This is a genomic window from Microbacterium wangchenii (assembly GCF_004564355.1).
Classification (GTDB): Bacteria; Actinomycetota; Actinomycetes; order Actinomycetales; family Microbacteriaceae; genus Microbacterium; species Microbacterium wangchenii.
The window spans coordinates 2,172,147-2,185,514 of the sequence record NZ_CP038266.1 but is presented as its reverse complement, the minus strand read 5'-3'; the positions used below and the strand labels follow the sequence as shown (position 1 = coordinate 2,185,514).

Genomic DNA, 13,368 nt, shown 5'->3' with positions numbered 1-13,368 from the left:
CCTGCAAGGAGTGCCATGTCGCGTGTCGTCAAGCTCGCCGTCGTCCCCGGCGACGGCATCGGTCCCGAAGTCATCGCCGAAGCGGTCAAGGTGCTCGACGCCGTGACGGCCGGCAGCGACGTCACGTTCGAGCGCACGCACTTCTCCCTCGGCGCCGGGCGCTACCTCGAGACCGGCGACACGCTCACCGACGACGACCTGGAGGCCCTCCGCGCGCACGACGCGATCCTGCTCGGCGCGGTCGGGGGAGTGCCCGGCGATCCGCGGCTGAAGGACGCCAACATCGAGCGCGGTCTGCTGCTGCGGCTGCGCTTCGAGTTCGACCAGTACGTCAACCTCCGCCCCTCCAAGCTGTACCCCGGTTCCACGGGTCCGCTCGCCGACCCCGGCGAGATCGACTTCGTCGTGGTGCGGGAGGGGACCGAAGGCGCCTACGTCGGCAACGGCGGCTCGATCCGCCGCGGCACACCGCACGAGATCGCCAACGAGACCTCCGTCAACACCGCCTTCGGCGTAGAGCGGGTCGTCCGCTACGCGTTCGAACTGGCCCAGCGGCGGCGCCGCGCGCTCACACTCGTGCACAAGACCAACGTGCTCGTGCACGCCGGCGGCATCTGGAAGCGCGTCGTCGACGCCGTCTCGGCCGAATACCCCGAGGTGGCCGTAGACTACCTGCACGTCGATGCGGCCACGATCTTCCTGGTCACGAACCCGCGCCGCTTCGACGTGATCGTCACCGACAACCTCTTCGGCGACATCCTCACGGACCTGGCCGGCGCCGTCACCGGTGGCATCGGCCTCGCCGCCTCGGGCAGCATCAATCCCGACGGCGTCCTCCCCTCGACGTTCGAGCCCGTGCACGGATCGGCGCCCGACATCGCGGGACAGCACAAGGCCGACCCCACCGCGGCCATCCTCTCCGTCTCCCTCCTGCTCGATCACCTCGGGCTGCGGGAGGCGGCCGAGCGCATCACCCACGCGGTCGAAGAGGACATCGCAGCCCGGGGCGCCACCGCCCGCACCACGACGCAGATCGGCGACGCGATCGTCGCTCGGCTCCAGGCGTAGTCTGAGACCGAGCTCGCGCCGCCGTACTGCTCCCCGACCCGCCAGGACGAACATGACTCTCATCGACACCGATCCCGACACCGGACTCGACCCGCTCGAGTTCGCCGTCACCCGCAACCTCGCCGCGAAGTCGCCGGTACAGCGCGCGGAGATCCTCGCCAACCCCGGATTCGGCATGAGCTTCACCGACCACATGGTCGACATCTGCTGGTCGGTGCGCGGCGGATGGCATCGCCCGCGCGTGTCGCCGTACGGTCCGATCTCCCTCGACCCCGCCGCCGCGGTGCTGCACTACGGGCAGGAGGTCTTCGAGGGCATCAAGGCCTATCGTCATGCCGACGGCTCGATCCACACCTTCCGCCCCGATCAGAACGCACGGCGGATGCAGCGCAGCGCACGGCGCCTGGCCCTGCCCGAGCTGCCCGTACTGTACTTCGTGCAGTCGCTGCGGGAGCTGATCGCCCTCGACGGCGACTGGGTGCCCTCCGGCGAGGACCAGAGCCTGTACCTGCGGCCCTTCATGTTCGCCAAGGAGGCGTTCCTGGGCGTCCGCCCCGCGCACAAGGTGGCGTACTACCTCATCGCCAGCCCTGCGGGCGCGTACTTCAAGGGCGGCGTGCAGCCGGTGTCGATCTGGCTCAGCGAGGACTACGCGCGCGCCGGCCGCGGCGGTACGGGAGCGGCCAAGACCGGCGGCAACTACGCCGCGAGCCTCCTGCCGCAGTCCGAGGCGTACGAGCACGAGTGCGATCAGGTCGTGTTCCTGGACGAGAAGCGCAACGTCGAGGAGCTCGGCGGCATGAACATCGTGTTCGTCTACAAGGACGGCACGCTCGTGACCCCCGAGTCCCCGAGCATCCTCGAGGGGATCACGCGCGACTCGATCCTGCAGCTCGCCCGCGACCGCGGGCACACGGTGCAGGGACGCGCGATCTCGCTCGACGAGTGGCGCGAGGGCGTCGCATCCGGCGACATCACCGAGGTCTTCGCGTGCGGCACCGCCGCTGTCGTGACCCCCATCGGCACGCTCAAGGGCAGCGACTTCATCGACCAGCAGCCCACCGGCTCCCTCGCCCTGGAGCTGCGCCAGGAGCTGACCGACATCCAGTACGGCCGCGCCGAAGACCGCCACAACTGGCTCGTCCGCCTCGACGCCTGACCGCTCCGGGTCCGCCCCGCCCGCCGGCCCCGCCGGCCCGCCCCGCGGACCCACCCCGGACCGCGAGACTGCACCGCACCGGCGAGACCGCGACATGATGTCGCGGTCTCGCCGGGTGCGTGCAGTCTCGCGGGTTCGAGCGGGGAGGGGGGAGGGGGACGCGGTGCGGTGGGGGTGGCGGTCGGTAGGCTGAGCGGGTGAAGATCGCGCGCTTCAGCCACCAGGACGCCATCCGCTACGGCATCGTCGACGAGGGCGAACTCGTCGTCCTCGCCGGAGACCCCATGTTCGCCGGATTCGACACGACGGGCGAGCGCGTGCCGCTCGGCGACGTCGCGCTCCTGGCGCCGGTCATCCCGCGCTCCAAGGTCGTGTGCGTCGGCAAGAACTACGCCGATCACGCCGCCGAGATGGGCGGAGAGGCCCCGGCCGAACCGCTGCTGTTCCTCAAACCCAACACCGCCGTCATCGGCCCCGGAGACGTCATCGTCCGCCCGCCGCAGTCGCACAACACCCACTTCGAGGGTGAACTGGCGGCGGTCATCGGGCGGATCGCGAAGAACGTCCCCGCCGAGCGCGCGCTCGAGTACGTCTTCGGCTATACCGTCGCCGACGACGTGACGGCCCGCGACCTGCAGCGCAGCGACGGGCAGTGGTCCCGCGCCAAGGGATTCGACACCTTCTGCCCCCTCGGGCCGGTGATCGAGACCGAGTTCGACGCCACCGCCGCCGTGCTGACGACGCGCCTGAACGGCGAGGTGAAGCAGCAGGCACCCCTGACGGACATGATCCACTCCGTCGCCGACATCATCGCGTACGCCTCCGCCGCGTTCACGCTGCTTCCCGGCGACGTCATCCTCACCGGCACGCCCGCCGGTGTCGGACCCTTCGAGGCAGGCGACGCCGTCGAGGTGGAGATCTCGGGCATCGGCGTGCTCCGCAACACGGCGCGGGATGCCTGACACCGACCTTCCCGTCGCTTCCCGGCTCGCCGGCATCCAGCGTCGCACGGTCGCCGTCCTCGCCGCCGCCCAGGTGCTCGGCGGTGTGGCCTTCGGGGCGAGCCTGTCGCTCGGCGTCCTGCTGGCGGCCGACGTGGCCGGCGATGAGTCCGTCGCCGGGCTCGCCACCGCCTCCCTCACCTTCGGCACGGCGCTGGCCGCGATCCCGCTCGCCCAACTGGCACGGCGCCGCGGACGGAGGCTGAGCCTGACCACCGGCATGCTCGTCGCCCTCGCCGGGGTGCTCCTCGTCCTCGTCGCCACCACGGTGGGTTCTTTCCCTCTGCTGCTGATCGCGTTCGCGCTCGTGGGTGCGGGGCAGGCCGTGAATCTGCAGTCGCGCTTCGCCGCCACCGACCTCGCCACCGACGCCACGCGCGGCAGGTCGCTGTCGCTGGTGGTGTGGGCGACCACCATCGGTGTCGTGCTGGGCCCGAACCTGGTGGGGCCGGGTGAGGCGATCGGCGCCGTGTTCGCCATGCCCGCCCTCACCGGCCCGTACCTGTTCACGATCGTCGGCCAGGTGTTGGCGGTCGTCGTGTACCTGGTGTGGCTCCGCCCGGATCCACTGCTGCTGGCCGCCCGGGTGGCGGTGCGCGACGCCGCATCGGGAGGGGCGATGACGCATCCCGATCGCCCCGCGGTGGCCCGGTACGCCATCTTCGCGGTGGCCGGCGCCCACGCCGTCATGGTCTCGGTGATGGCGATGACCCCCGTGCACCTCGTGCATCACGGCGCCAGCCTGTCGGTGGTGGGCCTGACCATCAGCCTCCATGTCGCCGGGATGTTCGCGCTGTCACCGGTGTTCGGAATCCTCTCCGACCGGATCGGGCGGGGCTGGACGATCCTCGTGGGTCAGGTGCTCCTGGCGGCCGCACTGATCCTGGCGGCGGTGGGAGCCGACAGCATGCCTGCCGTGACCACGGCGCTCGTCCTGCTCGGACTCGGATGGAGCGCCACGACCGTGTCCGGGTCGGCGCTGCTGACGGAGGTCTCCGCGGAGGAGATCCGCACGCGCCGCCAGGGGCTGAGCGACTTCACGATGAGCCTCGTCGGCGCCGCCGGCGCCGTCGTGGCCGGATTCGTGCTGGCCGGCATCGGCTACGGCGGGCTCGCCCTCGTGGCTCTCGTTCTCGTGGTCGCCGTGTCCATCGGCGCCCCCGTCGCCGTCAACGCCCGAGCGCGGTGAGAGCCCGCGCGACGTCCTCGGCGTCGTTGAACAGGTGGAACCCGACCCGCGCGCGTCCGGCGCGTCCGGACGCCGTGATCCCCGCCGCCCGCAGGCGCCCCAGTGCGGCCCCATCGGCGTCGGGCCACGTCACGATCGCCGACTGCCGCGCGGGCGAGGGGAGGCCCATCCCCTCGCGGAATGCGGCGGCGAGCCCCGTGGCGTGATCGTGCAGCGCGTCGGCGTCCACGTCGGCGAACAGCTCCAGCGCCGGGGCGGCGCCTACGAACGCCTGCCACGCCGGCGACACGTCGAACCGGCGGGCGGATGCGGCGAATTCGATGTCGACGCCGTAGCACGACGCCCACGGATCCTCACCGGCATACCAGCCGCCCTGCACCGGCCGCAGGTGCTCGCCGAACTCCTTGGTCACGGTGACGAAGGCCACCCCGCGTGGCGCGCAGAGCCACTTGTAGGCGTGGCACACGCTCGCGTCGAACCAGGAGGCGGTGACCGGCAGCCAGCCCACCGCTTGGGAGAGGTCGCACAGCGTCCATGCGCCGACCGCACGCGCTGCGCGGCCGATCGCGTCGGCATCCGCGATCTCGCCGGTGGCCGACTGCACGAGCGAGTACGCGACCAGCCACGTGTCCGGACCGACCGCGGCGGCCAGATCGGCCAGGGGCGCCGTGCGCACGCGCACGCCGCGGCCGGTCTGCGCGAACGGCAGCATGACGGAGGAGAAGTCGCCGTCGGCGCACAGGATCTCGGCACCGTCGGGGGCGGACGCGGCGACCATCGATACCGCGACCGAGACCTGAGCGGCGATCGCCACGTCGTCCACCTCCGCGTGCACCAGTCGCGCGTACGCGGCACGCGACCGCTCGGTGTCGTGCACGGCCGCCGCCACGTCGGGGCGGCCGGCGGCGGCTGCGGCCAGGTCGGCGGTCACGGCGTCGACCGTGGCGCGCGGGGGGAGGCCCATCGTGCAGGCGGACAGGTAGTCGCGGCCACCGGTGAAGGCGCTCCGGGCATCGGCGAGGGGGAGGGGCGATGGTGAGGTCACGCTTCGAGGTTCCTCCCTCGCGAGGCATCGCACCACGACAGGGTCTGGATGCCATCCATGCCCCGCGCTTATGATCCGGGGATGACCGATCACCCTCTGGTCGATGACGGCGTCGACGCGCACGCCCTGCGCGTCGTGAAGGCGGTGGCCGATCATGGCTCGGTGACGGCCGCCGCGCGGCACCTGGGCTACAGCCAGCCCGCCGTCAGCCAGCAGCTGCGCCGCCTCGAGCGGAAGGCGGGGATGCCGCTGATCGAGAGGGTCGGCCGCGGCGTGCGCCTGACGGAGGCCGGACGGGTGCTCGCGCGCCACGCCGCTGTGGTGACGACCGCACTGGAGGCGGCCACTGGAGACCTCGCCGAGCTCCGCGGGCTGCGGGCGGGGCGCGTGCGCATCGCTGCCTTCCCGTCCGCGTCCGCCACGCTCGTGCCTCGCGTCATCGCCGCGATCTCGATGAGGCGGCCGGGCGTCGAACTCCGTTTCGTGGAGTTCGAGCCGGCCGAGGCGATCGCCGCGGTGCGCGAGGACCGCGCCGACATCGCCCTCACCTTCAGCTATGCCGGCGATCGCGGCGATCCGCACGGGGAGAGCGCGACGGGGCTCTCCGTGCGCACGGTGGGTCACGACGATCTGTACGTCGTCATGCCGGAGGGCCACCCGGCCGCGGCTCCCGCCGACGCGGAGCTCGCGCTGCTGGCGGGGGAGCGCTGGATCGCGGGATGCCCGCAGTGCCGAGGGCACCTGCTCGAAGCGTGCGCCCGTGCCGGGTTCACGCCCGACATCGGCTACGAGACCGACAACTACGTCGCCGTGGAGAGCCTCGTCGCGCAGGGGCTCGGGGTCGCGCTGCTGCCGGCGATGGCGCTGGCGTCCTTCCCGCTGCTGGCCGGCATCACCGCGCGGCGGCTGCCGCGCACCGAGGCGCGGGCACTGCACGTCGTCACCGCCGGCGGGGCGGACCGCGTCCCCCTCATCCGCGCGACGCTGGAGACGGTGGCCGACGTGCTCGAGGGTCCGTGGGCCCGGGAAGCGCTCGGCTCCGGCGACTAGGATCGGACGGATGCCTTCCTCGCCCGATCCCCGTACCACCACCGCCTCCGGCGCCGACGTCCGCGTCCGCTTCTGCCCTTCGCCGACGGGGCTTCCGCACGTCGGACTGATCCGCACGGCGCTGTTCAACTGGGCGTACGCGCGCCACAACGGCGGCAAGCTGGTCTTCCGTATCGAAGACACCGACGCCGCCCGTGACAGCGAGGAGAGCTACCAGCAGCTCCTCGACGCGCTCCGGTGGCTGCGCATCGACTGGGATGAGGGCGTCGAGGTGGGCGGGCCCCACGCGCCGTACCGGCAGTCGCAGCGTCACGACGTGTACCGCGACGTGCTGGCGAAGCTCGTGGCATCCGGGGCGGTGTACGAGAGCTACTCCACCGCCGCCGAGATCGACGCACGCAACGAGGCCAACGGCCGAGCCAAGCAGCTGGGCTACGACAACTTCGACCGCCACCTCACCGACGAGCAGAAGGCCGCCTTCCGCGCCGAGGGGCGCGAGCCGGCGTGGCGCCTGCGGGTGCCCGACGAAGACCTCACCTACGTCGACCTCATCCGCGGCGAAGTCACCTTCCCCGCCGGCACCTTCCCCGACTTCGTTCTCGTGCGGGCAGGCGGAGTGCCGCTCTACACGTTCGTGAACCCGGTGGACGACGCGCTGATGGGCATCACGCACGTCATCCGCGGCGAAGACCTCATGCCGTCCACGGCGCGTCAGCTGGCCTTGTACGGCGCGCTCATCGACGCCGGTGTCACCGACTTCGTCCCCCGGTTCGGGCACATGCCGCTCGTGCTGGGGGAGACGGGCAACAAGAAGCTCTCCAAGCGCGATCCGCAGGCCGACCTCTTCCTCCAGCGCGAGAAGGGCTTCATCCACGAGGGCCTGCTCAACTACCTCGCGCTGCTCGGATGGTCGATCGCTCCCGACCGCGACGTGTTCTCCCTCGACGAGCTGGTGGCCGCCTTCGACATCGCCGACGTCAATCCGAATCCCGCGCGGTTCGACCAGACCAAGGCCGAGTCGATCAACGGCGACCACATCCGGATGCTGCAGCCTGCCGACTTCGCGGAGCGCATCGTGCCCTACCTCGCGCACGCCGGGCTCGTGCAGGAGCCACCCACGCCCGCGCAGCAGGTGCTCATCGACGCTGCCGCCCCGCTCGTCCAGGAGCGGGTGCAGCTGCTGGGACAGGTGCCGGGCATGCTGGGCTTCCTCTTCGTCGACGACGTGACGTACGAGGCGGATGCGCTCAAGGGGCTCCCGGCCAACGCCGCGGAGGTGCTGGTGGCGTGCGTGGGTGCGCTGGAACTGGTCCCGGAGGCCGAGTTCACCGCCGCCGGCGTGCAGGAAGCGCTCTCCCGCGCGCTCGTGGAGGAGCTCGGGCTCAAGCCCCGCGTGGCCTACGGGCCGCCGCGCGTCGCCCTCACCGGGCGCCGTGTGTCGCCGCCGCTGTTCGAATCGATGGAGCTGCTGGGCAAGCCGGAGAGCATCCGGCGCCTGGGCGCGCTGGTCGAACACCTGGCGCGATGACACGCCGGTTTGGAGCCGCCGTCGCCGTCGCGTAGACTCGATCCTCGGCAGGACTTCGGTTCTGACCCGGTGGGGTATGGTGTAATTGGCAACACGGCGGTTTCTGGTACCGTTGTTCTTGGTTCGAGTCCAGGTACCCCAGCAAGACGCAGAAAGCCCGGTCCGCATTCACGCGGAGCCGGGCTTCTTGCTTTCCCGCCGTCGTTCGGGCCGGCCCGTCTTCGCGGTGACGTGGGTGCACACTGGGCGCATGGCGTCGCTGGAGCGGGATCATCACGGCGAGAGAGCCGGGATCGACCTCGCGTATCCGTTCCGGGGGCGCTGCCTCGTGCAGAACAGCCCCGCCGATCGCGTACCCAGTCACGGCACGCAGCGGTTCGCCACCGCCTTCGCGATCGACTTCGTCCCCGTCGACGGCGCCGGCCGGTCGGGGGCGATCACGGGCCGCACGCTCGTGCGCCCCGAGCCGGCGGACGTATTCGTCGGATTCGGGCGGCCGGTTCTGGCGCCTGTGACCGGCACGGTCGTCGCCGTGCACGACGGGGAGGACGACCACGCGGCCTTCCGGGGCCTTCCCTCGCTCTGGTACGCGCTCGCGCAGGCCGGGCGCGTGGCGGCGGGTTGGCAGGCGCTGGCGGGCAATCACGTTCTCATCGCTCCGCGTTCCGGCGTCGTCGTCGCGGTGTGCCACGTCCGCCGGGGGAGCATCCGGGTCGCGCCCGGCGAGCGCGTCGCCGTCGGGGACGGGGTGGGGGAGTGCGGCAACTCCGGCAACAGCACGGAGCCCCATGTGCACGTGCAGGCGATGGACGGCACCGATCCGTCGTCGGCGGCTGCGATTCCGGTCACCTTCGGCGGCCGTCTTCCCGCCGGCGGGACCATCGTCACGGGGGCCCCCGGATGAGCGCGTCGCGTGCATCGGCGGGCCGGGACCGGTAGCCCCCGGGGCTGCGGTGGCGATAATGAATCATGGACGCGACGGCGCTGAGTCCTGAGGAAGCTCAGGAGCTGGCCGCCCTGCGTCAGCGGGCCTACGGGCCCCACCCCGACATCGCCGCCGATACGGCGGCGCTGGCCCGTCTGGCAGCGCTCGAGTCGGCGTCGCACCCGGCCTCCGTCCCCGCGCCGTCTCCACGAGCAGAACGCCCCGCGCCGGCGACGGATGCCGCGCCACCGGTCGCGCGCGACGCGTGGGCACCCCAGGAGCCCGCGGCGCCTGCCCCGCAGCCCGTGACCCGCACCCCGCTGCGGCGACGCCTCCGCGATGCCGCAGCGTCGGCGAAGGGATGGATCGCCCGCCGGCGCATGGTCGCGGTCGCGGTCGCATTCGTGCTCGTCGTGGCGATCGCGTGGGGCGGGGCGCAGCTGGCGGCGCCGCAGTCCGACCGGAGTCTGGGACGCATCCCCGCCGGCGTCGACGGCGAACGCCTGGCGCGACAGGGGTTCCTGGACGCCGCCGGGGTCACCGTCGCCGAGGTGCAGCGCTTCGAAGCGTACGAGTCGCTTCAGGTGTGGGTCGTCCTGGCCGACACGGGCGACCGGTGCCTCGTGATCGACGCCGACCGCTACGGCGTGCTGGGCTTCAACTGCACTCCGGCGGGCCTGGATCCCGTCATCGACCTGCGGGTGTGGCGGGGGATGCGGGAACAGGTGTTCGGCGACCTGCCGCCCGACAGCTTCCTGCGCTTCGAGCACGTCGGATCGCGCGTGCACGTGTGGGTCCGCGCTCCGCTGGACGCTCCCTGACGCGCGAGGACCGGGCGCCGTCAGATGTCGGCGCTGTCCCCGGGCTCCAGTTCGAGGAACTCCCCGCCGCCCTGCTCTGTGGCCCATGTCAGCCGCGCGCGGCCCATTCCGCGTCCCGCCACCGACAGCGTCATATCGTGCGTGCCGAAGGCACGGCGCGGCGCCACGGCGAGGACGAAGTCCATCGCCTCGCCGATCTTCAGCCACGGCGCGCCGATCGGCGCCGCCAGCAGCTGCACGTCGGCGCCTCTGGGGACCGCGTAGGAGTCGCCGGGGTAATAGAAGACCCCGTTCACCAGCACGCCCACGTTGTCGATCACGGGGATGGACTCGTGGATCACGGCGTGCCGCCCGCCGAAGAACTCCAGGTGGAAGGGCCCCAGTTCCACGCGGTCACCGGGGGCCACCACCGTGATGTCGTAACCGGCGGCGGCTGCCGCCACGCCGGCCGGCGCGAAGATCGGCACGCCGCCGGTGGCCTTGAGGATGCGGTCGAGGTGATCGGGCGTCCAGTGATCCGGATGCTCGTGCGTGAGCACGATGCCGATCACGGTCCCGAGGTCGGTGAGGGGTGTGGTGTACACACCGGGGTCGATGATCAGCTGCCTGCCCGACACCTCGAGGCGCAGCGCCGCGTGCTCGTACTTGGTCACTCGCATACCAGCGAGTCAACCGCCCCAGCCCGGCGACGGCAACCGACGCGCCGCCGGGGCGCGCCGATTTGGTCGGGCCGTTCGGGCCGTGGCATAATCGAACGGTTGCCTGACGGCCCCATCGTATAGCGGCCTAGTACGCCGCCCTCTCACGGCGGTAACGCGGGTTCGAATCCCGCTGGGGTCACCAACACCGAGAAGCGCTCGTCCGAACGGACGGGCGCTTCTCGGTTTCCGGGGCGATCGCGGTCACTGGTGCCCGATGCCCTCCTGACCTATCGTGTCGTCACGGCCCGGATGGCGAGAAGGCGGTGCGACATGTGCCGATGGCTGGCCTACTCGGGTGAAGCGCTCCGGCCCTCCACGGTCGTCCTCGATTCGCAGCACTCGCTGGTCGCGCAGTCCCTCCGCTCCGCCCTCGGTGCCGAGACGGTCAACGGCGACGGGTTCGGGTTCGGCTGGTACCCCGACGACGGCAGCGAGCCGGCGCTGTTCCACAGCACGGAGCCGGCCTGGAACGACCGGAATCTCCGCGAACTCACCCGCAGCATCCGCAGTTCGCTGTTCTTCAGCCACGTTCGGGCGGCCACGTGGGCACCCGTGCAGCAGACGAACTGCCATCCGTTCCGCTACGAGAACTGGATGTTCATGCACAATGGGTCGATCGCGCAGTTCCCCACGCTCAAGCGCGCTCTGACCTTCGCGGTGGACCCGTCGCTGTACCCGCACATCCTCGGCAGCACCGATTCGGAGGTGCTCTTCCACCTCGCCCTCACGCTCGGTCTGCAGGACGACCCGATCGCCGGTCTGGGCGCGGCGATCCGCCACGTGGAGGACGTCGCGCGCGATCACGGCGTGCCGTTCCCGCTGCAGGGGACCGTCGCCGTCTCCGACGGCGCCACGGTGTGGGCGTTCCGGTATTCGTCCGAGCGGCGGACGCGGACCCTGTTCCACTCCGCCGACGTCGAAACGCTGCAGGCGATGTACCCCGACGCCGAACGGCTGAAGCTCTTCGGCCCGCGAGCCCGGCTGATCGTGTCCGAGCCGCTCAACGACCTGCCCGGAGCCTTCATCGAGGTGCCGGAGTCGACCGTGCTCACGGTCGACTCGTCGGGCTATCACCAGCGCCCCTTCCTCGCCGCAGCCTAGTTTCGCCGAGGCCTTACCACATCTCTTGGTGGCGAGCTTCCTCGTCGGTGCGCCGGCAGCGGCGAGGGAAAATGGACACATGCCCTCCCACCCCTACGCCTCCCGTCCGTGGCTCGACGCGTATGCCGAAGGTGTGCCCGCCGACATCCCGGAGCCCTCGCAGACCCTGACCGACATGATCGACGCGAGCGTGGCGCGGTTCGGACGCCGGCCCGCGCTGGAGTTCTTCGGCGCGGTCACGACCTACCGGAGCCTGGGCGAGCAGATCGCGCGGGCCGCCGAGGGGATGCGGCGCCTCGGCGTCCGCAAGGGCGACCGGGTCGCCCTCGTCCTGCCGAACTGCCCTCAGCACGTCGTGGCCTTCTTCGCCGCGCTGCGCCTGGGCGCCATCGTGGTGGAGCACAACCCGCTCTACACCGCCCGTGAACTCCGCCACCAGTTCGAAGACCACGGGGCGCGATTCGCGATCGTGTGGGACAAGTGCGTCGACACCGTCGCGGGCTTCCCGTCCGACCTCGCCGTCGAGCACATCGTCAGCGTCGACATGACCGAGGCCCTGCCGCTCGGCAAACGCGCCGCGCTGCGCCTGCCGATCCCCAAGGCCCGGGAGTCGCGGGAGCGCCTGAGTACGACCCCCGGGACCAAGCGCCGGATCGCGTGGAAGAAGCTCCTCGACCACCGCCCGCTGCCGCGCCGGACGCCCCGCCCCGCCCTGGAGGACATCGCCCTCCTGCAGTACACCAGCGGCACGACCGGCTCGCCGAAGGGGGCCATGCTCTCGCACGCGAACCTCCGTGCCAACGCGATGCAGGGGCGCGCATGGGTGCCGGGGCTCGTGGACGGCGAGGAGACCTTCTATGCGGTGCTGCCGCTCTTCCACGCCTATGGCATGACCCTGTGCCTGAGTTTCGCGATGAGCATGGGCGCCAGGCTCGTGCTGTTCCCCACCTTCGACCTGGACCTGGTCACGGAGGCGTCCCGCAAGAGCCCGCCGACCTTCCTGCCCGCCGTACCGCCGATCTACGACCGGCTCGCCCGGGCCGCATCCCGCGGCACGATCGACCTCTCCACGGTGCGGTTCGCGATCTCCGGCGCCATGAGCCTGCCGGTCGCGACCGTGGAGCGGTGGGAGGAGGCGACGGGAGGCATCCTCGTCGAGGGGTACGGGATGACGGAGAGCTCGCCGGTGGCCGTGGGCAACCCGATGGGCCGCACGCGCCGCCCCGGGACGGTGGGCGTGCCGTTCCCCAGCACCGAGATCCGCGTCGTCGATCCGGACGATCCGAGCGTCGACCGTCCGCTCGGCGAGACCGGGGAGCTGCTCCTGCGCGGCCCCCAGGTCTTCCAGGGGTACTGGCAGCGACCCGAAGAGACCGCCACCACGCTTCTGGCCGACGGCTGGCTGCGCACGGGCGACATCGCATCCGTTTCGCCCGACGGCTTCGTCACGATCGTCGACCGGATCAAGGAGCTCATCATCACCGGCGGCTTCAACGTCTCGCCCACGGAGGTCGAGGACGCGCTGCAGACGCACCCGGATGTGGCCGAGGCCGCCGTGGTGGCGCTGCCGCGCCGCGACGGCGGCGAAGACGTCGCCGCGGCAGTGGTCCTGCGCCCCGGCGCCGAGTTCGACGTGGAGGGCCTGCGGGACTACTGCCGCACGCACCTGGCCACGTACAAGGTGCCGCGCCGGTTCGTGGTCGTCGATGAGCTGCCCCGCTCGCTCATCGGCAAGGTGCTGCGCCGGGAGGTGCGCGAGAAGCTCCTGGCCGAACGCTGA

Annotated in this window: 12 protein-coding genes and 2 tRNA genes; 12 read left to right on the top strand and 2 right to left on the bottom strand. The window is 71.6% G+C overall.

Features of this window, described 5'->3' with window-relative positions:
• The first annotated feature begins 15 nt into the window (after window positions 1-15).
• From E4K62_RS10515 to E4K62_RS10500, 4 genes are all read left to right on the top strand, one after another.
• On the top strand, window positions 16-1,068 hold the full coding sequence (locus E4K62_RS10515) for a 3-isopropylmalate dehydrogenase (RefSeq protein ID WP_135067226.1): 1,053 nt from the start codon (window positions 16-18) through the stop codon (window positions 1,066-1,068).
• A gap of 52 nt (window positions 1,069-1,120) precedes the next feature.
• Window positions 1,121-2,227, top strand: a complete 1,107-nt coding sequence (locus tag E4K62_RS10510) for a branched-chain amino acid aminotransferase (RefSeq protein WP_135067224.1) — start codon at window positions 1,121-1,123, stop codon at window positions 2,225-2,227.
• Between the two features lie 197 nt (window positions 2,228-2,424).
• Window positions 2,425-3,189 (top strand): fumarylacetoacetate hydrolase family protein, encoded by a 765-nt coding sequence (locus tag E4K62_RS10505; protein WP_135067222.1) that lies wholly within the window; start codon window positions 2,425-2,427, stop codon window positions 3,187-3,189.
• Window positions 3,182-4,417 carry an MFS transporter gene (locus E4K62_RS10500; protein ID WP_135067221.1) on the top strand — a complete coding sequence of 412 codons (1,236 nt, stop codon included), beginning with the start codon at window positions 3,182-3,184 and terminating at the stop codon, window positions 4,415-4,417. Before E4K62_RS10505 ends, E4K62_RS10500 begins: the two co-directional genes overlap by 8 nt.
• Here E4K62_RS10500 and E4K62_RS10495 read toward each other — a convergent pair.
• Window positions 4,398-5,462: an aminotransferase class V-fold PLP-dependent enzyme gene (locus E4K62_RS10495; protein WP_374108107.1), complete on the bottom strand. Its 1,065-nt coding sequence runs from the start codon at window positions 5,460-5,462 to the stop codon at window positions 4,398-4,400. The genes E4K62_RS10500 and E4K62_RS10495 overlap by 20 nt on opposite strands.
• Window positions 5,463-5,543: 81 nt before the next feature.
• Here E4K62_RS10495 and E4K62_RS10490 point away from each other — a divergent pair, with 81 nt between their 5' ends.
• The 5 genes from E4K62_RS10490 to E4K62_RS10470 all read left to right on the top strand — a co-directional run bounded on the left by E4K62_RS10490 (window position 5,544) and on the right by E4K62_RS10470 (window position 9,786).
• Window positions 5,544-6,512: a LysR family transcriptional regulator gene (locus E4K62_RS10490; protein ID WP_135067217.1), complete on the top strand. Its 969-nt coding sequence runs from the start codon at window positions 5,544-5,546 to the stop codon at window positions 6,510-6,512.
• A 10-nt stretch (window positions 6,513-6,522) separates the two neighbouring features.
• Window positions 6,523-8,040: a glutamate--tRNA ligase gene (gltX, locus tag E4K62_RS10485; RefSeq protein ID WP_135067215.1), complete on the top strand. Its 1,518-nt coding sequence runs from the start codon at window positions 6,523-6,525 to the stop codon at window positions 8,038-8,040.
• A 70-nt stretch (window positions 8,041-8,110) separates the two neighbouring features.
• A tRNA-Gln gene (locus E4K62_RS10480) sits at window positions 8,111-8,182 on the top strand.
• A 108-nt stretch (window positions 8,183-8,290) separates the two neighbouring features.
• Window positions 8,291-8,944 carry a M23 family metallopeptidase gene (locus tag E4K62_RS10475; protein WP_135067213.1) on the top strand — a complete coding sequence of 218 codons (654 nt, stop codon included), beginning with the start codon at window positions 8,291-8,293 and terminating at the stop codon, window positions 8,942-8,944.
• A gap of 65 nt (window positions 8,945-9,009) precedes the next feature.
• Window positions 9,010-9,786 carry a hypothetical protein gene (locus E4K62_RS10470; RefSeq protein ID WP_135067211.1) on the top strand — a complete coding sequence of 259 codons (777 nt, stop codon included), beginning with the start codon at window positions 9,010-9,012 and terminating at the stop codon, window positions 9,784-9,786.
• Window positions 9,787-9,806: 20 nt separating this feature from the next.
• Here the strand turns inward: E4K62_RS10470 and E4K62_RS10465 are convergent, their stop codons facing one another.
• Window positions 9,807-10,445, bottom strand: coding sequence for an MBL fold metallo-hydrolase (locus tag E4K62_RS10465; RefSeq protein ID WP_135067209.1), 639 nt, complete (start codon window positions 10,443-10,445; stop codon window positions 9,807-9,809).
• Window positions 10,446-10,553: 108 nt separating this feature from the next.
• On the opposite strand from E4K62_RS10465, the gene E4K62_RS10460 reads away from it, so the two are divergent.
• The 3 genes from E4K62_RS10460 (at window position 10,554) to E4K62_RS10450 (ending at window position 13,368) form a co-directional block, all read left to right on the top strand.
• A tRNA-Glu gene (locus tag E4K62_RS10460) sits at window positions 10,554-10,629 on the top strand.
• 128 nt (window positions 10,630-10,757) lie between these two features.
• Window positions 10,758-11,588, top strand: coding sequence for a class II glutamine amidotransferase (locus tag E4K62_RS10455; protein WP_135067207.1), 831 nt, complete (start codon window positions 10,758-10,760; stop codon window positions 11,586-11,588).
• 79 nt (window positions 11,589-11,667) lie between these two features.
• Window positions 11,668-13,368: a long-chain-fatty-acid--CoA ligase gene (locus E4K62_RS10450; protein WP_135067205.1), complete on the top strand. Its 1,701-nt coding sequence runs from the start codon at window positions 11,668-11,670 to the stop codon at window positions 13,366-13,368.